Here is a 19,760-nt window from a genome sequence, read left to right on the forward strand (position 1 = left end):
TCTCGGTCGAGGCCAGTGGCGGGGAAGCCAGGTCCTCACGGGGGGTTGCCCTTCCGAGGTGTCGTGTTCCCTCACTTCCGACCTCACCCGTCCAGGCGCTGCACGCTGCTGCCCGCCACGCTCTTGGTGACGATCAGGCGGCTGGGCAGGCGTTCAGAAAGGCTTTCCACGTGCGTGACCACGCCCACCATGCGGCCCTGGGTCCGCAGGTTTTCCAGGGCGTTGGCGACGGCTTCCAGCGCCTGCGGGTCCAGGGTGCCAAAGCCCTCGTCCAGAAAGAGCGCGCCCAGCATCTTGTTGCCCGCCAGGTAATCGCTCAAGGCGATGGCGAGCGACAGGCTGGCGAGGAAGGTCTCGCCACCCGACAGGGTCTTGACCGCCCGCGTCTCGCCCGCGTTCCACAGGTCCTGCACGACGTACTCACCGCCCTCCAGCGCGAGGCGGTAGCGCCCGTCGCTGATGTCATAGAGCAGGGCGCCCGCGCCGGTCAGCAGCCGCGCCTCGACTTCCGAAAGCAGGAACTGCTGGAATTCATTGGCCTTGAGGCTGTTCGTCAGGGTCTGCCAGGTGTCCAGCTGGGCGGCCAGGTCTTTCGCCTGCGCCTCGAGCTCGGCCTTGCGGGTCAGGCGTTGGCGGGCCACGCGCTCCTGCTCGGCCAGCGTTCCGGCCCGTTCGCGCGCTGTGCCCAGCGCCGCGTCGGTGGCGATCAGGTCCCGCTCAGCTTGGCGGAGTTGCGCGGGATCGAAGGGTTCCACGCCCAGTTGCCGCTCCAGCTCCCCGAGTTGCGCCCGCAGTTGCTCCACCTGCGCGCCGTGCGTGCGTGCCGCTCCCTCCAGTGCGGCGATCTCAGATTCGGGGAGGGCGGCGGCGCGCGCCTGGGCCGCGTTGAGTTCCAGTTCGTCCAGCACCTGCGAGAGACGGGCCTGCGCCTCCTGCGCCTCGCGCATGCGTTCCTGTGCGGCCTTGCGGGCGGAGGCAAGGGTGGCCTGGGTGGCGGAATGGGCACTCTGGGTGCGGGCGAGGCCCGCCTGCGCTTCGCTCAGGCGGGCGCGAACCACCTTGACCTCTGCCAACATCCTGGCGCGCTCGCGTGCCGGATCTGCGCCCGCTCCGCGCACCCGCGCTGCCAGCCCCGCCACCAGCCGCAGGGTCAGATCATGGGGATCGCCGGAGATGTGGCCCTCGAGCTGCCGCAGGTCTGCCTCGCGCTGGGTAAGCCCTGCTTCCCAGTCGCGCAGTTCCCCCGCGCGGGCCACGGTGGATTTCTTGAGGCTGACGAGTTCCAGGCCGATTTCCTTGTAGCGCAGCCGGCGGCCTTCCAGCGCGGCTTGCAGAGCGGCAGCGCGCGTTTCCAGGGCCGTCACATCCACCGGAGGCGCTTCGGGCAGCATCTGCACCACGCCCTCGCAAAGCGGGCAGGGTTCCCCCACGTGCAGGTGGGCGCGGTAGGCCGCGAGACCCGCTTCCAGCCGGGCCGCCTGAACCTCGGCCTGGGCCTGGTCCAGCGCTGCTTTTGCCGCCTTGCCCTCGCGTTCCACGCGGCCCTGTTCCTCCTTGAGGGCCTCCAAACCCTCGAGTTCGGCTTGCTGGCGCAGGCGGTCCGCTTCGAGGGCAGCCTTCTGCGTTTCCAGCAACACCCGCTCCTGCCGCAGTTTGTCGAGTTTCTGGACGTTTTCCCGGGCGGTAAAGAAGGTGTCCTCGTCCCAGGGCAGGGGCTGGGCGTGCGTGCTTTGCGGTGTACCCCCCGCCCGGCGCAGGCGGCCCAGATCGGCCTCTGCCTCCCTCAGCGTCTCGGCGCGGGCTTCGAGGGCGGGGATCTGCTGCTCGGCCTGCGTTGCCGCCTCCAGGGTGGCGAGGGCCGCCTCTACCCCCTTGCGGGCCTGGAGTTCTGCCCCGGCGGCTCCCCCGGCGGCGCGTTCCTCGCGTTCGGCGGCTATGCGGGCGCGTTCCGCCGCGTCGAGCAGGGGCAGCACCCTGGCCACCCGGCGGGCCCGCTCGGCCCGCGCGGCACCCTCGCGCACGGAGGTGGCCCGGGCCTCCAGAGCCGTCAGCCGCCGCGCGGTGTCTTCGCGCCGGTTCCACACGCCTTCCAGCAGGCGCAGACGGTTGACCAGTCCTTGCAAGTGCTCGCGCGCGTCGGTCAGGCGCTCGGCCTCGGCGTCCACCGCCTCTCGTTCGGCGCGCAGGGCCTTTACCGCTTCCGGCGTCACCGCTGCGTATTCGCCTTCCAGTAGCGCGTGCAGGCTGCCCAGCTGGTGCTTGAAGCCCTTGGCCCGGTCCCCGGCGAACGCGTGCATGGCCTTCACGTGGTCCAGGCCCATGAGTTCGCCCAACAGCGCCTGCCGCTCCTTGCCCGTGCCGTGCAGCAGCCGGGAGAACTCGCCCTGCGGCAGCAGCACGCTCCGCACGAAGGTCTTGAAATCCAGCCCCACCGCCTTCGTGATGCGCTCGCCCACAGCCCGCGCGCCACCGTCGCTGAGGTTGATCCACCGCTCGCCGTCAAGCCGTTCCAGCCGCACCTCGTTCTCGGCCTGCTTGCGGCCCTTCGAGCGCGCCACCCGGAACGTCTCGCCGTTCACCTCGAAGGTGAGGCCGACCGACAGCCCCCGCTCGCCCTGGGAGATGAGCGCGTCCAGTCCAGTGGCCCCCAGCCGGGGCGTGGTGCCGTACAGCGCGAAGGTCATGGCGTCCAGCAGGCTCGACTTGCCGCTGCCCGTCGGCCCGACGAGCGCGAACAGTTCCAGGTCGCTGAAGTCCAGCACCGTATGCTGCCGGAACGCGGTAAAGCCATGAAGTTCGAGGGAAAGGGGCTTCATGGGCGGGTCCCCCGCCCGCAGGAGAGGGCAGAGGGCAAGAGGCAGGGGGTGATTTCCGCCCTCGCTCCAGCCTGTGCTTTTTCTGCCCTCTGCCCTTTACGCGCTGCTCTTCGCCTCACACTGCTTCCTCCCCCGCCCCCATGTCCGCTTCCCGGAAGGCCGCGCGCAGGTCCTCCGGAAGCTCGCCCCGGCGTTCGCGCCAGAACTGCTCGTACAGTTCCGGGAGGCTCAGCCCCTCGCGCCGCAATTCGGGCTGGGCGAGGTCCTCTTGTAAGGCTTCGAGCTCGACGGCCAGCGTGTTGGGGACCAGGCGCAACACGCGGTCCTTGAGGCCAGGCATGGCGGTTCCGGAGGGCGCGCGCACGACGACTTTGACCAGGCCGGTAAAGCCCGCCAGGCCCGCCAGGCGCGGTTCCAGCTGGTCCAGATTCACCTTCACCGTCCGCAACTCGCGCCCACTGGCGAGGGGAACGGCGGTCACGCGGGCGGGACGTCCGGCCTCCACCTCAACGAGGTTGACCTGCTTCTTCTCGCCCGCTTCCCCAAAGTCGAGCTGAATGACCGAGCCCGGGTAATGGGCCAGGGGCATGTCGCTGGACTGCTGCGGTTTGTGGACGTGCCCGAGCGCCACATACTGCGCGCCCGAGGGAAGTTGCAGCGGCGAGAGCGTGTAGGCGTTGAGCAGGTCGAACTGCATGGTGCGCTCGCTGCCGCTGGGCACCGCGCCGTCCATCGTCGCGTGGGCCATCAGCATATTCACGCTGCCGCCCCGGAAGCCTTCGGCCAGCTTGCGCAGAAAAAAGCCCATGCCCTCGCGGTACTTCTGCCGCCAGCTGCCCACATCGCCGCCCATCACGTCCGCCGCCTTCACCAGCCGCCGCTCGGACAGAAAAGGCAGCGCCCCCACCGTCAGCGTCTCGCCGCCGCGCGTCTCCACGGTGCGGATCAGGTCCAGCGGATTGGTCGTCGGCTGCGCCACGAGCTGTACGCCCACCCAGCCCAGCAGTCCGGCAAACCCCTGAAGCCGCGCCGCACTGTCGTGGTTTCCGGCAATCACAACGGCGGGAATGGAGGCGTCGCGCAGGCGCAGGAAGAAATCGAACACCGCGCCCTCGGCCTCTGCTGACGGGTTGACCGTATCGAACAGGTCCCCGGAGACGAGCACGGCGTCCGCACGTTCGCTGCGGGCCAGCGCGGCAATTTCGGTCAGGGCTTCGTGCACCTCAGGCGTGCGGTCAAAGCCCCTCAGATTCCGCCCAGCGTGAAAATCGGCGGTGTGGAGTACGCGCATGACGGAAAAAATAGCATGCGGCGGGCGCAAAAGGGCGCAGCATCGGCGTTATGAGCGGCCCGGCGTTCCGGCGCATGAGCGCCGAGGAATACTTTCCGCGCCGGGTCTGGTCGCCCGGTCAGGCAGGCAGCAGCAAGGCGCACGCCAACACCATTCTGAACGTGCTGTTTCGCTCGCGTCCCGAGGCACAGCGGCGCGGCTGCCGGGCCTTTGCAGCGAGATGAAGCTGAAAATTGAGGGACGCAACAGGGATGACTCCCCGACGTGATGGTGGCGTGCGGTCCAGAGACGGACGACGGGTATTCCGAGATCTCGCCCTCCCTTAGGCCTACCTGATCGCCAAGCAGGCCGAGCGGCAGGTCTACGGCCGGCAGGGGAAGGCGTGGGTGCTGACGGAGTGCGAGAGAAAGGTTACGCTGCCATGCCTGGGCATGGGGCGCTCGCTGGGTGAGGTGGAACGGAGGGTGCTGGAACACCAAGGCGGATTGCTGCTGAGATTGACCTTGTGTGGCGCGCAACCTCGCTCCGGTGATCCCCACATGCTGTCCGGCCGGGCATGGGGGAGCAGCGCTGCGTCCAACAGCCTTCTTCGGAGTTGCTTTCCGCATGGGAACCACGCTCCTCATGGCGCCGCGAGAGTCCTGCCCCGTTCCCCCGCCCCATTCTGCTCATGACATAACTGCCCGCACCGCGCTATCCTTTCCCCGATGACCGCCGCCCCTCCCACCGAGCCTTTTCGCGTGACCGGGGGCGTGAACCGGGTCCGTTACCGCGCCGAGAGCGGTTTTACCGTCATGACCGCGCGCCTGCGCAACAGCGAGGGCGAGGACCCCGACGCCACCGTGATCGGCGTGATGCCGCCCCTGGAGGCCGGGGACACCTTCAGCGCTGACGTGCTGATGGAAGAACACCGCGAGTACGGCTACCAGTACCGCGTGCTAAACATGGTCCTTGAGGCCCAGCCTGCAGACCTGACCGAAGAGGGAGTCGCCGCCTACCTTGAAGCCCGCGTGGGTGGCGTGGGCAAGGTGCTCGCCGGACGCATCGCCAAAGCCTTCGGCCCCGCCACCTTCGACGTGCTGGAACAGGACCCCGAGAAGCTCTTGCGGGTCCCTGGCGTCACGCAAAGCACCCTGCACAAAATGGTGTCGAGCTGGTCCCAGCAGGGCCTCGAGCGGAGGCTGCTCGCGGGTTTGCAGGGCCTGGGCCTCTCCATCTCCCAGGCGCAGCGGGCGGTAAAGCACTTCGGGGAGGCGGCGCTGGAGCGGCTGACCGCGGATCTCTTCGCGCTGACCGAGGTGGAAGGCATCGGCTTTCTTACCGCTGACAAGCTGTGGCAGGCGGGGGGCGGAGCGAACGACGATCCCCGCCGCCTGACGGCCGCCGCCGTGTACGCCCTTCAGCAGGCGGGACAGCAGGCCGGGCACTCCTACCTGCCGCGGGACCGGGCCGAACGCGGCGTGCTGCACTACACCCGCGTGTCTTTGGAACAGGCCCGCCTCGCCGTGGACACGGCCGTCGAACTCGGCCGCCTGTGCGACGATCCCACCGCCGAGAACGTGAGCCGCATCTACCTGCCCCACGTCCTGAAGGCCGAGAAGAAACTGGCGAAGCTGGTCCGTACCCTCCTCGCCACGCCGCCCGCCGGGGACGAGTGGATGGTGCCAGCCGGAGCCGCAAAAGGGCTGTCGGACGAACAGGCCACCGTGCTGGACCTGCTTGACGAACACCGCCTCGTGGTGCTGACGGGCGGCCCCGGCACCGGCAAAAGCACGACAACGCGCGCGGTGGCGGACCTGGCGGAAAAGCTCGGGCTGGAAGTTGGCCTCTGCGCACCTACCGGCAAGGCGGCGCGCCGTCTGGGCGAGCTCACCGGCCGCACCGCCTCCACCATCCACCGCCTGCTGGGGTACGGCCCCGTAGGCTTCCGGCACAACCACCTCGAACCCGCACCCTATGACCTGTTGATCGTGGACGAGGTGAGCATGTGCGGCGACGGGCTGATGCTCTCGCTGCTCAGCGCCGTTGCGCCGGGGGCGCGGGTGCTGCTTGTGGGCGACACCGATCAGTTGCCTCCGGTGGACGCGGGCCTGCCCCTCCTCGCCATCACCCAGGCTGCGCCCACCGTGCGCCTGACCACGGTGTACCGCCAGGCCGCCGAGAATCCCATTATTCGCGCCGCCCACGGCCTGCTGAACGGCCAGGCCCCGGCATGGGGCGATCCCCGCCTCGGGCTCACCGAAACGGAGCCGGATGTGGGCGCGCGCCGGGTTGCCCTGATGGTCCGCGAACTCGGCGGCCCCGGCCAGGTTCAGGTCCTGACCCCCATGCGAAAGGGGCCGTTGGGCGTGGAAACGCTCAACACCCACCTCCAGTCGCTCTTCAATCCCGGCCAGGGGGGTGTCCGCATCGGCGACGGCGAGGTCCGGCCCGGTGACGTGGTGGTGCAGACCAAAAACGACTACACCAACGAGGTCTTCAACGGCACGCTGGGCCTGGCGCTGAAGATTGACGGGAGCCGCCTGACCGTGGACTTCGACGGCAACGTGGTGGAGCTGGCCGGGGCAGAACTGTTTAACCTGCAACTGGGCTACGCGCTGACGGTACACCGCGCCCAGGGGAGCGAGTGGGGCACCGTGCTCGGCGTGCTGCACGAGGCCCACATGCCCATGCTCTCGCGCAACCTCGCTTACACCGCCCTCACCCGCGCCCGCGAGCGTTTCTACGCGGTGGGGTCGGCCTCAGCGTGGCAGAAGGCAGCGGGCCGCCAGCGCGAGGAGCGGAATACAGCGCTGCTGGAGCGGATTCGGGAGCGTTAGGGAGCGCGTCGGGCCACCTCGGGACGCAGGGCTGACAGGACCGGCGCTCTTCCAATTCGGGAACGGGTTGGACGAACACGACGCCCGCTGGCAGCGCGAGTGCCCTGCTGTTCCTCCGCCGGACCGGCACTGGCCCGACGCCTCCCCTCCGCGGTGCCCATGCTGCGGGCGTGACCTCGCTGCCCGTCCCTACCGCCCCGCCGCGCCTCTTGGCCTTCGCGGGAGTGGGGATTTTCCTGCTGCTCGGCATGATCTATCCCATTTTGGGTCCGGCGCTGCCTGGCCTGAGTGGACAGTTTGGACTGAGCGCCAAGGGAGCTTCCCTGCTGCTGAGCTTCAATTCGGCCGGGGCTTTTGCCAGCGTGCTGCTGGCGGGGGCCTGCCTGGGGCTCACCTGTGCGCCTTCCTTTGCCCTCGCGCTTGCAGCCGCCCTGCTGCTGGAGCTGGGCTTCGGGATTTTGGACGTGACGATCAACGTGTGGGTGTCCACGGGTTACGGCGAACGCAGCGCCTCGGTCCTGAACCTGCTCAGCGCGAGCACCGCGCCGACGCGGTGCTCGCGCCTCTGGCCGTGGGGCTGGCGGACGGGGACTTCCACCAACCGCTGCTGGGGTGCGCCGTCCTGGCTGCCCTGCTGCTTCCCGTGGTTCTGGTCTTGCGCGCCGTGCCCACCATGCCGGTGCCTGTGGAGGAGACGGCCCCGGGTGGACGCGCCCGATTGCTGCTGTTCGGGTTCGTGGCCCTGTTCTTCACCTACGTGGGCCTGGAGGGGGGCGTGGGGTCCTGGGAGGTGACCCACCTGAAAGACGCGCTGGACATTTCGACGGCCAGCGCGGCGCGGCTCACCGCCCTGTTCTGGGTCAGCTTCACCGTGGGGCGGCTGGTTTCGGCGGCGCTGGCCCTGCAGATGCCCCCCGCCCGCCTGGTAACCGGCGCGCTGGTTCTGGCCGCCGTCAGCCTGGCCCTCGCCACTGTGCCCGGCGCTGCGCCTCTGGCCTACACCCTCGCCGGGCTGTTTCTCGCGCCCGTGTTTACCACCGGGCTGGTGTGGCTGACCCGGACGGTCCCCGGTCGCGGGGCCACCACGCTGGTCTTTGCCAGTGCATTTCTCGGCCCGGTGCTGTTTTCGCCTGTGGTGGGGGCGTTCAAGGACGCTTACGGCTCGCCTGCCATTCCCGTCACGCTGCTGGGGATCACGCTGCTGTGCTTGGCCGTGGCGGCAGGGCCAGGGCGAGCAGTTCACACCTCTCGAGAACGGGCCGGATAACCCCCGCGCTCACTGCTGTGGCCGGGCCGCACCTTCAATTCCGGGCGGACATGGTGGGCCGCGTGGTTGGCGGTGATGGCCGCCTGGGCGAATGCCACCGAGAGCAGCTTGAAGTCGTCCCCGGAGCGGGCCAGGTCCCCCACCACGTACACGCCGGGGAGGGTTGTCGCGCCCGCCGCGTCTCCCGGCACGTACTCGCCGTCCCAGCCCAGCGGCCACATCAGCAGGGGCGAGAGGTCCGGCAGGTAGCCGTTGAGGACGAATACGGTACCGGCGTCAACGGTCTGTAGCTGACCGTTGACCGTAAGTTCGGCGCTCTTTGATGTCAGGCGTTCCAGAACGGCAGGGGCCAGGACGCGAAGTTGCCCTGAGCGCCGCGCCTCCTCCAGTCGGGCGAGGCCCGCTCGATCCCCCCGGAACCCTGCTCTGCGGTGGGTGAGCGTCACTTCAGCTCCCGCCTCCGCGAGTTCCAAAGCCGCGCGGGTGGCCTGTGGAACGCCGCCCACCACCAGCACGCGCTTTCCGCTGAACGTCCCGGGATTCGGCAGATCGGTCCGCACATCGGGATGTGTTTCCGCACCCGGGATTCGCGCCTCGCGTGGCAAGAGGGCCCCCATTCCCGCCGCCAGAATCACCGCTCCCGCCGCATACTGCGTCCGGTCCGTTCCGACGAGCCACCCGCCCGCTCCACTCTCCCTTAAGCTGCGGGCCACTTCACCCGTCCGGATGTCAATGCCGAGTGGACCGAGTTGCGCCAGCAGCGCCGCCACGAGGTCTGCGGCCCTGGTTCGGGGTGAGCCGGGCACGTCGTACACCGTCTTGTCGGGGTACAGCGCCGTCAGTTGCCCGCCCACCTCACCGCGCGCTTCGAGCACCCGCACGCTCAGCCCCCGCCATCCGGCGTAAAAGGCCGCGTGCAGCCCGGCCGGACCGCCGCCGATGACCAGAATGTCGCTGTGGGGGAGAGGGGTCATGCGGGGAGTATGGCAAAGGGCCGGGGGTCCCTTTGCCATACTCCCCTGCGCTCAGCCCTCGGCTACTTCCGGCGGTGCGTCAGCATCTCGTGCTTGTGGACCACCTTGGCGCGTGGGCGGCCCACAGCCTGCCCCTGGGCAAGTTCGTGGGCGTCCAGCACCTGCCAGTCGTGGAAGGTGTACACGTTCACGCCTTTGCCGCGCAGCAGGGCGTCCACCGTTTCCCGGCCCGCCTGGGATGCGGGCAGGAAGGCCCCAGCCTGGGCGTCGCTCAGCAGGTGGGCCACCGTGTCCACCGCGTCCTTGCGGTTGGTGCCCACCACGCCGCTGGGGCCGCGCTTGATCCAGCCCGCTGTGTACTCGCCGGGGCGGCCCGTCACGCGGCCTTCCTCGTTGGGAATCACGCCCTTTCTCTCGTCGAAGGGCACGCCGGGCAGGGGCACGCCCTTGTAACCGATGGAGCGCAGCACCATCTGCACGGGCAGCGTCTCGTACTCGCCCGTGCCCACCGCGTTGCCCTGGTCGTCCAGGCGGTTGCGCTCGATTTTCAGGCCGCCCACGTTCCCCTCGCCGTCGTCCAGAATCTCGACGGGCGATACCAGAAAGCGCAGGTGGATGCGCCGTTCTTTGCCCTCGGGCTCGCGTCCGGCAAAGTCGCGCAGCACTTCCAGGTTCTTCTTGCGGGTGTTGTCCGTGATGGCGGCCTCAGTGGACGGGTCCACTGCAATTTCCACCGGCTTCACGATGGGGTCTGCGCTTTCCAGTTCCCCAAACTCGCGCAGTTCCTTGGTGGTAAAGGCGGCCTGAACCGGACCGCGCCGTCCCAGCACCCACACGTCTTTGACGTGGCTGTGTTTCAACGCGTCCAGCGCGTGCGCCGCAATGTCCGAGGAATGCAGTTCCCCCACCGTCTTGACCAGAATGCGGCTCACGTCCAGCGCCACGTTGCCCACGCCCACCACCGCCACGCCCGACGCGTGCAGCAGCATGTCGCGCGCCGCCGCGTCGGGGTGGCCGTTGTACCAGGCCACAAATTCGGTGGCGCTCATGCTGCCTTTCAGGTCCTCGCCGGGAATACCCAGGCGGCGGTCCGAGGAGGCCCCCACGGTGTAGACCAGCGCGTCGTAGTGGACGCGGGCCTCCTCGTAGGTGAGGTCGGTGCCGAATTCCACATTGCCCAGAAACCGCACGCGGGGATCCGAAAGCACCCTCTCGAAGCCCTTGGTCACGCTCTTGATGGTGAGGTGATCGGGCGCGACGCCGTAACGCACCAGGCCGTAGGGGGTGGGCAGGCGGTCAAACACGTCCACCTCCACGGGCAGGGTGGCCTGTTTGGTCAGCGCCTCGGCGGCGTAGATACCGCTCGGACCACTGCCGATCACCGCGACGCGCAGGGGCCGTTCGGGGGAGAAGGTGGTCTCGGGCGTCGTCTCGGGCTGTGTCATCAAGAGGAAGTGTATAGGGGACACCAAGTCTGCAACAGGCCAACCCGTGGAGGGGGTGTCACGGAGAGGGGCACCTGTCCAGGCAGCGAGAACGCCGCACGCTCAGAACAAACGAGAAGCCGCCCGGCGAGAACCGGGCGGCCTGCGGAAGACGGGGCTTTACGCGGCGGCGATGTCGGCGAGGGTCTTCTCGTTCTTGAGGGTGATCTTGCCGTAGCCGGCGCTGATCACGCCCTCGCGGCTGAGCTCGCCCACCACCTTGGTCACCGTCTCGCGCACCGAACCGACCGCGGCGGCCAGCTCGTCGTGGGTGGCGTAGATCATCGTCTCGCCCGTACCGAGCTGCGTGGCGAGGGCGGTGTCCTTGAGCTCCAGCAGCTCGCCCGCAATGCGCGCACGCAGCCGCTTACCGACGAGACGGTAGATGCTCTCGTAGGCGCGTTCCAAGGTCTTGACCAGATGGGTGGTCACGACGAGGTTGTCCTCGGCGGTCATCAGGGCAGGGTTGATCACGTCCACCGTGGAATCGGTCACGGCCTCGGCAAAGTAGGCGCGGTTCACGCCCGCCAGGGCTTCCTCGCCGAAGTATTCGCCGGGCTTGACGTAGCGCAGGGTCAGCCCATTGCCGTCGTCGTCCATGGTATGGATGCGGACCAGGCCCGAGGACACGCGGTAGAGCATGTCGCTCTTGCCGGGGTACAGGATGACCGCGCCGGGGCGGTAGGTCACGGTGTCCACGAATGTCTTGGTCAGAGAGGAGTTGGGGTGCGTCATTTGGCTCGCCTCCTGGGCGTTGGAATCGGGTTTGCCAGGACTATCCCGGCTTGAATCACAGTGTAACCTATACCCTGAGTTTTGTAAACACTTTTGTTTCTTTAAACCATCTTTAGCTTACGAAGTCCTGTTTCAAAGTGGAGGACGTCAACTCGCTCCACATCGAAGAAAATCCTGGTGGCCCGGGTTGGCAAAACCTCAGCGGCCCCTCATGGTCATGTCCGTCTTCGGAAGCCGCTCTAAGAAGGTGTATGCGCGCGGTACCTTTCCGGATCATCCGTTCCCTGGGCTCCGCTCCGGCGCTTCCACGCCTCTCCATCACCATTTTCCCGCTCGCTCCGCTTGGGTTGGCCCGCGGCTGCATCACGGATCAACCGGAATGCTGATGAAGGGCCAGGCAGGGGTAAAAGCGAGATAAAAAAGCCCAGCCATCTGGGCTGGGCCTTTCGCGGGGGTGGCCGGCTTACAGCTCGTCCTCCCGCCGGATGGGGAAGGCGCTGATCACGCGGTCTTTGTCGCCGATGTTGATCACCTTGACGCCCTGCGCGTTGCGGCCCGTCACGCGGACTTCCTCCACGCGGGTGCGGATCACGGTGCCCTTCTCGGTCAGGACCATCAGTTCCTCGTTGCCCGCCACATGGGTCAGGGTCACGAGGCGGCCGGTCTTGTCGGTGACGTCCAGCGTGATCACGCCCAGCCCGCCGCGGCCCTTGCTGGGGTAATCGCCCACGGGGGTGCGCTTGCCCAGGCCGTACTCGCTGACCGCGAGCAGTTCGCTGCCCTCGTCGCTGCCCGGGACCAGGGCCATGGAGACCACCTCGTCGTCCTCACGCAGCCGGATGCCGATCACGCCCTGGGTCGCGCGGCCCGTGTCGCGGACCTCGGTGGCGGCGAAGCGCATGGCTTGGCCGCAGGCGGTGGCGAGCACCACGTCGTCGCCGTCAAGCTGGATGCCGACGCCGATCAGCTCGTCGCCCTGCTGGAGGTTGATGGCAATCAGTCCCGCCGAGGTGATGTTGCCGTACTCGGTGATCAGCGTCTTTTTCACCATCCCACGTTTGGTGGCGAACACGAAGCTGCCGGGTTCGTCAAAGCCCTTCACGCTCAGCACAGAAGCGATGTTCTCATCCTCACGCAGGGAAGGCAGCAGGTTGCGGATGTGCGTGCCCTTGGCGTCGCGGCCCGCTTCCGGCAGGTCGTAGATCTTCTCGTGGAAGACGCGGCCCTGGTCGGTGAAGAACAGCAGGTAGTCGTGGGTGGAGCCCACAAAGACGCGGGTGTTGATGTCCTCGTCGCGCAGCTTGCCGCCACTGCTGCCGCGCCCACCCCGGCCCTGCGCCCGGTAGGCGTCGAGCTTGGTGCGCTTGAGGTACCCGGCGCGCGTCATGGTGATCACCATGTCCTCGACGGCGATCAGGTCCTCTTTGGAGATGTCGTCTTCGAGGTCCGTAATGGTCGAGCGCCGCTCGTCGCCGTAGCGGTCACGCACGTCGCGGATTTCCTTCTTGATTTCGCGCCACAAGAGCTTCTCGTCGCCCAAGATCGAGCGCAGGCGGCTGATCACCTTCTGCAACTCGTCGTACTCGCCCATCAGCTTCTCGCGCTCCAGTCCGACGAGGCGTTGCAGGCGCATGTCCAGAATTGCCTGGGCCTGAATCTCGGTGAGCGTAAAGCGCTGCATCAGGGCGTCGCGCGCCTCGGCTCCCGTATTGCTCGCGCGGATGCGGGCGATGACCTCGTCGATGTGGTCCAGCGCCTTGAGGAGACCCTCGAGCACGTGGGCGCGTTCCTCGGCCTTCTTCAATTCGTAGGCGGTCCGGCGCGTCACCACGTCACGGCGGTGGCTTAGGAAGGCGCGCATGGTGTCGATCAGCGGCAGGACGCGCGGCTCGCCGTTCACGATAGAGAGGTTGATCACCGTGAAGGTGCTTTGCAGCTGGGTGTACTTGTACAGCTGGTTGAGCACCAGCGTGGGAATCGCGCCGCGCTTGAGTTCGATGACGATGCGCACCGGGTCCTTGCGGTCTGATTCGTCGCGCAGGGCCGAGATGTCGGGAATCTTCCCGGCCTTGTACATCGCCGAGATCGTCTGAATCAGGTTGGTCTTGTTCACCTGATACGGAATCTCAGAAATGATGATCTGGGTGCGCCCGTTCTTCTCGTCGATGCGCGCCTTGCCGCGCACCTTGAGGCCCGAATGCCCGGTCGCGTAGGCCTCGCGGATGCCCTGACGGCTGATGCGCCCGCCGGTGGGGAAGTCCGGCCCCAGCACGTGCGTCATCATCTCGTCGAGCGCGATGTCGGGTTTGTCAATCAGCGCGAGCAGGCCGTTGCTGATCTCCGTGAGGTTGTGCGGGGGGATGTTCGTCGCCATGCCCACGGCGATGCCGGCAGCCCCGTTGATCAGCAGGTTGGGCACTGCCGAGGGCAGCACCGAGGGTTCTTCGGTGGTCTCGTCGTAGTTGGGCTTGAGGTCCACCGTTTCTTTTTCGAGGTCTGCCAGCACTTCCTCGGCCACCTTCGTCATGCGCGCTTCCGTGTAGCGCATGGCGGCGGGCGGGTCACCGTCAATGGAGCCGAAGTTGCCCTGGGGGTCCACCAGCGGGTAGCGCATGTTCCACCACTGCCCGAGCCGCACCATTGCGTCGTAGATTGACGAGTCGCCGTGCGGGTGGTACTTCTTCATGACCTCACCGACAACGGACGCGCTCTTGGCGTGCTTGTGGTTGGCCGCCAGCCCTTCGAGCAGCATGGCGTACATGATGCGGCGCTGCACGGGTTTGAGGCCGTCGCGCACGTCAGGCAGCGCGCGGTCCACGATCACGTTCATCGCGTAGTTGATGAAGTTGGTCTTGACTTCTGCGGTGATGTCAACGGGATGAATTCCAGTCATGGGGCTCCAGTCATGTCCGCGCCCGTGGCGACAAAAACCACCGGCGGAGAAAGGGGAAAGAGAGGCCCGGTTACCATCAGCCTGTGTGGCCCACCGGGTATAGAACGAGTATATCACATTATGCTCAGAGCATAACGAATCCCGCTCCCTCAACTGCAAGCATTCTACCGCACCGGGACGCGAAAAACAGTCGCGTCGGGGGGTGTTCTTCCCCCACTGCGGACAGGCAGGATACGCCGATGGTTTCTGTTCCCGACGGCGCCCTCAACTTCCGCCACCCGCTGCCCGGCCTGTACCGCAGCGGCAACCTCAGCCGTCTCACGGAACGGGGCCAGGCCGAACTGCTGGCGCTGGGACTGGGCCGCATCGTGGACCTGCGCAACCGTGCCGAGCGGGAAGTGGACGCGCCGCCCTTTCTGGGCCGGACGGAATACCTCAACCTGCCCCTGCTGCCCTACCGAAACCAGGCGCTGAATGCGGCGAGCGCCGTGGCAGCGGGCAACGCCGACTTCTACCGCACGTATCTGGAGCACGCTGCCAATCACGTAACGGTCGTCCTGGGGGCCCTCCTCGACGCTCCTCCCGGTCCGGTCCTGATCCACTGCCACGCTGGCAAGGACCGCACAGGGCTGATCGCGGCCCTGTGCCTGGAACTGTGCGGCACGCCGCGCGGGCAGATCGCCGGGGACTACGCGGCGAGCGGTCTTGCCCTGGTGGACTTCTACGCGGAGTGGCGCCGGCGGAAGGTGCCCGGCGCCTGGGCCCGGGAAGCGCCCTTTGCGGTTTCCCGACCGGTGGACATTCTCGCCGCACTGCAGTATCTGGACACGCAGTGGAACGGCCTTTGCGCCTACCTCTCCGCCTTCGGGTTCAGTTCGCGCGAGCAGGGCCGGTTGCGTGCGCGGCTCCTTATGTGAAAGCTGACAACTTCCCCCTCCCTTTGTGGGTGTTCTGTGTGATTTTTGCGCCTATGATGAATCCTGATGCTGCCTCATCTGACGCAACTCGTGACCGACGTGGACGGAGCCTGGGCCGCCGCCATCGGAGGGCTGGACGGCCTGCTCGTCGAAGGCCACGCCACGACCTCCACGGACCTCAATCTTCTCGTGGCCGAGCACGCCGGCCTGATGCGCGCGGCCACCGGAGCGTATGGAGACACGCTGGGTGGCGGCGCAGTGCGGGAGCTGTACCTGCGCGGTGAACGCCTGAGCGTGTACGTCCATCCCATTACCCGTGACTTTTTCCTGCTGCTGGCCCTGGACGGCCGCAGCAACCTGGGGCAGGCGCGGCTGTACGGCCGGGACGCGGCCCGCAAACTGGAGGCGTACCTGTGAGGCTCGATCTGCTGCGCACCATTCCGGGAGTCGTCGCCAGCACCCTGGTGGGTCCTGACGGGCTGCCCATTGAAGTCACCGGCGAGGCGGGCGAGGCGCTGGCCGCCGAACTGGCATCGTTCCGCACTGGGCTGGAGCGGATGGGCCGCCGCCTGGGCACGGGCGACGTGACCCGCGTCGCCTTTACCAGCGAGCGGGTGGAGGTCGTCGCCGTCACCCTCGGCGACTTCACGCTCGGAGCGGCCCTGGTGCGCGGACACGATACCCGCGCCGCCCAGCAGGCCCTGGCCCGACTGGCCGTCGAAATTCACGATCTGCCGCAACTGGAGAGCGCATGATTCAGCAACTTCTCGATGTGCGCGGCATCCGCCACGTGGCCCTGGTCAACGCCCAGGGCGAGATCGTTTCCAGCGCCGGCCGCGGGGCCGATATCACGGTCGTGCAGGCGGGCCGGGCCGTGATCAGCAGCCTGCAGACGGCGTTGGGTCAGAACAGCTGGCAGGACCTGCTGCTCGACGTGAACGACGGACCCATCCTCCTGACCCCCCACGGCAACCAGGTGCTGCTGACCGCCTTCGACGATGTGGCGAGCCTGGGCCGAATTCGCTTCGCGGTCAGGCGGCTTCTGAGCTAAGGGCACCGCAGCTGATCTTTAGATCCAGCCGTCGGCGCGAGAAGCGGAACAGTGCGGCGCACCGGGAGTGGAAACTTTTCGGTGACCCTCTCAGAAGTTGGAGCGTGAGGTGCGCCGCACCTGGTGCCTCTCCGGAAGATGCTGTTCTCCTGAAGGCCAGTGGGGCCGTCGCAAGGGCATCAAGATCGGGTCGTGGGAGGTACCGGACAGGCTCCGGCGACGTCTGACCCCTGTGCTGGTGATCAACACACCCAGGAAAAAGAGCGGGCGTCCCAGGCGGGATGCCCGCTCGGCCTTCAGCGGCCTCATTCGGCTGGCCCGAACCCGGCAGCCCGTGGAGTCAACTCCCCCGGCGATACGGCCCGAAATCCGCGGTCCACGGGCGGTTGTGCGCCTGGGAAGAAGGTTCCGCACGGCGTGGGCCATCGTCCTCTTCGAGGACGACCAGAAGTTGGGCACCGATTGGAAATGGGGCAAGCCGCCGACGGGCGTATGGTCAGAGCTCCATTGGGGAAAAGGGGGGCGCTGGCGCGTCCGAAGCCACAGGCAGCCACCCTGCAGACCGGGAAAAAGCCGGGTCTAAATGCACCCTGCTCACCGGCGCCAAAGGTATTCGGCGCTCGGCCGCGCTGTATGGCGCCCATCGCCCTGACGGCAAGATGCTTGCGGAGGCCCTCGGGGCAGTCGTTGCTGAGGTGGCGTAGGAACAGCGCCATCTGCTGCTCGGCCGTGGGAACGACGCGCCTGCGCGTCGTTCCTTGGCCATGGATGAGGGTTTGGCCGCGCATATCACGGAGAAAGGGACGGCCGCCCAGCGCATTCCTGACCCTGGCGATCCGGAACGGCGCTGAGCGCCGCAGTGGGTGGGGGCAGGCGTGCGCAGGCGCGTGCGCTTTGCCCGAGAAGGTCGAAGTGGACCGGGCCGCAGCCAGTTCCATCGCTTCCGCCCGCATCCACACGCGCTGAAAGAAGCGCCAAGACCTGTATCTGGGGGCCGCCGATTGACCGCTTGCCTCATCCTCTAACGCAAACTCGCCCCCGTTGCTCCTCTCGAAATGTCTTCCGGAGGGGCTCTTAGGAGCGTGGGCCAACGGAGGTGGACCGGAGAAGACAGCTCTTCTCCGGTCCACCTCCGTTGGTAGGTTCAGTCGTCCAGCGCTTCCAGCCCCGGCACACCGCTAAACAGCCCGCGCAGGGGAAAGGGGCTCAGGCCAGTGCGGGTGCCGCCGATGCTGAAGCTCTCGGTCCCCAGCATTCGCCGTTCCAGCAACTCGCGTTCCTCAGGACTCATCTTGCCGATGAGGCTCTGCTCGCCCGTCTGGGTCCCGTGGGCCATCAGGGCCGCCTTCTTGTTTTCCGCGTAGGCCGAGACGTTCATGCGGACGGCCACCGTCTGGTCGCTGACGCCGTACACCAACGGATCGAGGTCCTGCCCCATGCGCGACAGGCCCTCGGCGGCGGCGTGGGGCAGCGCCGTGTAGTAGAGCCGCTGTGGGCCGCCGCCCGGCAGGTGACCCGTGCTGAAAAACGCCGCTGAGGTGGCCCGGTGAATCTGCAGGTGGTCGATGTGCCCGTACGCGCCGTGCGGATCAAAAGTGAGAAGCACCTGCGGCTGCAGTTCCTCGATCAGCGCGCGGATCTTGACCTCCACCTTCAGCGGATCGACGTTCATCAGGGCCAGGGGATCGTCGTACCGGGTGCGCTCGTACCGGCCCGAGTCGTGGTAGTCCAGAAACACTGGCGCTCCGATTTCCAGGGCACGGCAGGCCTCGCGCAGCTCTTTTTCCCGCTGTTCACCGAGGTCGTCCACCGTCATGCCCGGCACCGTGATCTTGCCCGCCTCCCCACGTGTGGCGCAGGCGAGCACCACCCGCACGCCCCGGCGCGCGTAGTGCGTCAGCGTGCCGCCCACGCTGAAGGCTTCGTCATCGGGATGGGCAAACACAGCCAGGAGGGTGGCCTGGGGCTGAGAACCGGATGGAGCAGTCATGGCGGGCAGTCTACGCCGGTGCCGCAAGCCGGGAGCGGTGGGGAACACCGCAGGGCCAGACGTAAACTGCGGGCTGCGCTCCGCCCTAAAAGCCCTGCTGACGCAGCTGCCCCGCGCGCTGGTCGGCCGCCGACCACCTGTGCCGGGCCCCTCCACCGCGAAGCTTCCTGTGCCCTGCTCGCTCAGCCCTCACCGCCCTCTCGCTCCGCGGCCTCGAGGCGCAGGCCGCGCTCGTAGAAGTCCCAGACCTCGTTGGTCCACGCCTCGTAGATACGCCGTTTGTTTGTCGCGTCGGCGGCGTCGAGCGCTTCGCCCAGCGCGCGGAAAAAGCGGCTGCCCTGCTCGCGCATGGCCCGGGCGGTCCAGTAGCCCTGCGAGCGCAGCAGGACGTGCAGGCGGTCTTCAGGCATGGGGCCATGATGCCGCCTGCCGCAAGACGGGAAAAGCGCTGGCGTTCCCGGTACGCGACGCTGGGCGAGGCGACTTCCGGGACCTGCGCTAGCCTGCGCAGGATGAACCCCCCCGTCCCCACCCCGGTGGGCCGCTTCGCCCCCAGCCCCACTGGGCCGATGCATCTGGGCAATGCCCGTACGGCCCTGCTCGCGTGGCTGCACTCGCGTGCGCTGGGCGGGCGGCACCTGCTGCGCTTCGAGGACCTGGACACCGGGCGGGTGCGGCCGGCGGCCTTCGGCACCACCCGGCATGACCTGGAATGGCTGGGTCTGGATTGGGACGCCGAGTTCGTCCAATCGCAGAGGCTGGAGGTGTATGGGGCCACCCTCGCGCGGCTCTCGGGGATGGGCCAGACCTACCCCTGCACCTGCACGCGGCGGGAGGTTATGCAAGCGGTAGAGGAAAGCGCCGGAGCGCCACACGGCGCGGAACCCGTCTACCCGGGCACATGCCGCCTCCGCCCCTCGCACCCGGGGCGCCCTGCGGCGATCCGCTGGCGGGTGCCCGATCAAACCGTGTGCGTGACTGACGCGCTGACGCGGGAAACCCTCTGCCAGCAGCTGCCCACCGAGGTGGGCGACTTCGCGTTGCAGCGCAACGACGGCGTGTTTGCCTATCACCTCGCCGTGGTGGTGGACGACGCGGCGATGGGCGTGACCGATGTCGTGCGCGGCGCGGACCTCTGGACGGCCACGCCCAGGCAGGCCGCATTGCAGGAAGTTCTGGGCTTCCCCACGCCCCGTTACCTGCACGTGCCGCTGATGACGGATTACCGCGGCGAGCGCCTCGCCAAGCGCGGAGGTGCGCCGTCCCTCCAGGCCCTGCGTGAGGGCGGGGAGAGTTCGGGGCGGGTGCTCTCGGCCCTTGTCCGCTCACTGGGCTGGGAGGTGCCAGCGGAGGTCAAGGCGACGGACCTCCTCTCCCTGTGGCGGGAGCTGCTCAGCCTCTCTACGCCGGTCCCCGCGGCTCCAGAGCACTGAACTGTCCGTGAGGGCCGCTTCCATCCTTACCAGGATTTAATTTAGACCACCTGTCTACATTTCCCTAACGGCTGTTAGGGGCGGCCCATT

General features: G+C 67.7%; 16 protein-coding genes. 8 read left to right on the forward strand and 8 right to left on the reverse strand.

From position 1 onward, the window contains the following. Positions 1–83 precede the first annotated feature (83 nt). Positions 84–2,816 (reverse strand): AAA family ATPase, encoded by a 2,733-nt coding sequence (locus tag B9A95_RS20415; RefSeq protein ID WP_084048951.1) that lies wholly within the window; start codon positions 2,814–2,816, stop codon positions 84–86. Between the two features lie 115 nt (positions 2,817–2,931). Beyond that, positions 2,932–4,107 carry a metallophosphoesterase family protein gene (locus B9A95_RS20420; RefSeq protein WP_084048952.1) on the reverse strand — a complete coding sequence of 392 codons (1,176 nt, stop codon included), beginning with the start codon at positions 4,105–4,107 and terminating at the stop codon, positions 2,932–2,934. A 50-nt stretch (positions 4,108–4,157) separates the two neighbouring features. Here B9A95_RS20420 and B9A95_RS34025 point away from each other — a divergent pair, with 50 nt between their 5' ends. The 3 genes from B9A95_RS34025 to B9A95_RS20430 all read left to right on the forward strand — a co-directional run bounded on the left by B9A95_RS34025 (position 4,158) and on the right by B9A95_RS20430 (position 8,193). Further along, positions 4,158–4,331 (forward strand): hypothetical protein, encoded by a 174-nt coding sequence (locus B9A95_RS34025; RefSeq protein WP_170928731.1) that lies wholly within the window; start codon positions 4,158–4,160, stop codon positions 4,329–4,331. 483 nt (positions 4,332–4,814) lie between these two features. Next, positions 4,815–6,926 (forward strand): SF1B family DNA helicase RecD2, encoded by a 2,112-nt coding sequence (gene recD2, locus B9A95_RS20425; RefSeq protein WP_084048953.1) that lies wholly within the window; start codon positions 4,815–4,817, stop codon positions 6,924–6,926. Positions 6,927–7,404: 478 nt separating this feature from the next. Beyond that, positions 7,405–8,193 (forward strand): MFS transporter, encoded by a 789-nt coding sequence (locus B9A95_RS20430; RefSeq protein WP_245808411.1) that lies wholly within the window; start codon positions 7,405–7,407, stop codon positions 8,191–8,193. On the opposite strand, the gene B9A95_RS20435 is transcribed toward B9A95_RS20430, so the two are convergent. From B9A95_RS20435 to gyrA, 4 genes are all read right to left on the reverse strand, one after another. Then, positions 8,166–9,167, reverse strand: a complete 1,002-nt coding sequence (locus B9A95_RS20435; RefSeq protein ID WP_084048954.1) for an NAD(P)/FAD-dependent oxidoreductase — start codon at positions 9,165–9,167, stop codon at positions 8,166–8,168. The two genes, B9A95_RS20430 and B9A95_RS20435, sit on opposite strands and share 28 nt — an antisense overlap. Before the next feature lie 62 nt (positions 9,168–9,229). Further along, on the reverse strand, positions 9,230–10,612 hold the full coding sequence (locus B9A95_RS20440; protein WP_084048955.1) for an FAD-dependent oxidoreductase: 1,383 nt from the start codon (positions 10,610–10,612) through the stop codon (positions 9,230–9,232). Between the two features lie 159 nt (positions 10,613–10,771). Continuing rightward, positions 10,772–11,386 (reverse strand): helix-turn-helix domain-containing protein, encoded by a 615-nt coding sequence (locus B9A95_RS20445; RefSeq protein WP_084048956.1) that lies wholly within the window; start codon positions 11,384–11,386, stop codon positions 10,772–10,774. A 463-nt stretch (positions 11,387–11,849) separates the two neighbouring features. Then, entirely contained in the window at positions 11,850–14,279 is a 2,430-nt protein-coding gene (gene gyrA, locus B9A95_RS20450; protein WP_084048957.1) for a DNA gyrase subunit A, read from the reverse strand. Positions 14,280–14,518: 239 nt separating this feature from the next. On the opposite strand from gyrA, the gene B9A95_RS20455 reads away from it, so the two are divergent. The 4 genes from B9A95_RS20455 (at position 14,519) to B9A95_RS20470 (ending at position 16,247) form a co-directional block, all read left to right on the forward strand. Then, a complete protein-coding gene (locus B9A95_RS20455; protein WP_084048958.1) occupies positions 14,519–15,196 on the forward strand; it encodes a tyrosine-protein phosphatase in 678 nt (225 codons plus the stop codon). Between the two features lie 66 nt (positions 15,197–15,262). Further along, entirely contained in the window at positions 15,263–15,613 is a 351-nt protein-coding gene (locus B9A95_RS20460) for a roadblock/LC7 domain-containing protein (RefSeq protein WP_084048959.1), read from the forward strand. After that, the gene (locus tag B9A95_RS20465) at positions 15,610–15,951 is read left to right on the forward strand and encodes a roadblock/LC7 domain-containing protein (RefSeq protein ID WP_084048960.1); all 342 of its coding nucleotides are present in this window, start codon (positions 15,610–15,612) and stop codon (positions 15,949–15,951) included. Before B9A95_RS20460 ends, B9A95_RS20465 begins: the two co-directional genes overlap by 4 nt. Beyond that, complete coding sequence (locus B9A95_RS20470) at positions 15,948–16,247, forward strand: roadblock/LC7 domain-containing protein (protein ID WP_084048961.1); 300 nt, start codon at positions 15,948–15,950, stop codon at positions 16,245–16,247. Before B9A95_RS20465 ends, B9A95_RS20470 begins: the two co-directional genes overlap by 4 nt. Before the next feature lie 1,144 nt (positions 16,248–17,391). Here B9A95_RS20470 and B9A95_RS20475 read toward each other — a convergent pair. Together B9A95_RS20475 and B9A95_RS20480 are read right to left on the reverse strand one after the other, a co-directional pair. Further along, a complete protein-coding gene (locus tag B9A95_RS20475; RefSeq protein ID WP_084048962.1) occupies positions 17,392–18,237 on the reverse strand; it encodes a PIG-L deacetylase family protein in 846 nt (281 codons plus the stop codon). A 182-nt stretch (positions 18,238–18,419) separates the two neighbouring features. Continuing rightward, complete coding sequence (locus B9A95_RS20480) at positions 18,420–18,647, reverse strand: hypothetical protein (RefSeq protein WP_084048963.1); 228 nt, start codon at positions 18,645–18,647, stop codon at positions 18,420–18,422. Between the two features lie 102 nt (positions 18,648–18,749). Between B9A95_RS20480 and gluQRS the strand changes: the two genes are divergently transcribed. Beyond that, positions 18,750–19,670, forward strand: a complete 921-nt coding sequence (gene gluQRS / locus B9A95_RS20485) for a tRNA glutamyl-Q(34) synthetase GluQRS (protein WP_084048964.1) — start codon at positions 18,750–18,752, stop codon at positions 19,668–19,670. Positions 19,671–19,760: the final 90 nt, after the last annotated feature.

This window comes from Deinococcus hopiensis KR-140 (assembly GCF_900176165.1).
Taxonomy (GTDB): Bacteria; Deinococcota; Deinococci; order Deinococcales; family Deinococcaceae; genus Deinococcus; species Deinococcus hopiensis.

What these genes read in the sequence shown, in the direction of transcription:
- B9A95_RS20415 (WP_084048951.1), bottom strand. Translation starts at nt 2,816, where the DNA reads ATGAAGCCCCTTTCCCTCGAACTTCATGGCTTTACCGCGTTCCGGCAG.
- B9A95_RS20420 (WP_084048952.1), bottom strand. Translation starts at nt 4,107, where the DNA reads ATGCGCGTACTCCACACCGCCGATTTTCACGCTGGGCGGAATCTGAGG.
- B9A95_RS34025 (WP_170928731.1), top strand. Translation starts at nt 4,158, where the DNA reads ATGAGCGGCCCGGCGTTCCGGCGCATGAGCGCCGAGGAATACTTTCCG.
- recD2 (WP_084048953.1), top strand. Translation starts at nt 4,815, where the DNA reads ATGACCGCCGCCCCTCCCACCGAGCCTTTTCGCGTGACCGGGGGCGTG.
- B9A95_RS20435 (WP_084048954.1), bottom strand. Translation starts at nt 9,167, where the DNA reads ATGACCCCTCTCCCCCACAGCGACATTCTGGTCATCGGCGGCGGTCCG.
- B9A95_RS20440 (WP_084048955.1), bottom strand. Translation starts at nt 10,612, where the DNA reads ATGACACAGCCCGAGACGACGCCCGAGACCACCTTCTCCCCCGAACGG.
- B9A95_RS20445 (WP_084048956.1), bottom strand. Translation starts at nt 11,386, where the DNA reads ATGACGCACCCCAACTCCTCTCTGACCAAGACATTCGTGGACACCGTG.
- gyrA (WP_084048957.1), bottom strand. Translation starts at nt 14,279, where the DNA reads ATGACTGGAATTCATCCCGTTGACATCACCGCAGAAGTCAAGACCAAC.
- B9A95_RS20455 (WP_084048958.1), top strand. Translation starts at nt 14,519, where the DNA reads ATGGTTTCTGTTCCCGACGGCGCCCTCAACTTCCGCCACCCGCTGCCC.
- B9A95_RS20460 (WP_084048959.1), top strand. Translation starts at nt 15,263, where the DNA reads ATGCTGCCTCATCTGACGCAACTCGTGACCGACGTGGACGGAGCCTGG.
- B9A95_RS20470 (WP_084048961.1), top strand. Translation starts at nt 15,948, where the DNA reads ATGATTCAGCAACTTCTCGATGTGCGCGGCATCCGCCACGTGGCCCTG.
- B9A95_RS20475 (WP_084048962.1), bottom strand. Translation starts at nt 18,237, where the DNA reads ATGACTGCTCCATCCGGTTCTCAGCCCCAGGCCACCCTCCTGGCTGTG.
- B9A95_RS20480 (WP_084048963.1), bottom strand. Translation starts at nt 18,647, where the DNA reads ATGCCTGAAGACCGCCTGCACGTCCTGCTGCGCTCGCAGGGCTACTGG.
- gluQRS (WP_084048964.1), top strand. Translation starts at nt 18,750, where the DNA reads ATGAACCCCCCCGTCCCCACCCCGGTGGGCCGCTTCGCCCCCAGCCCC.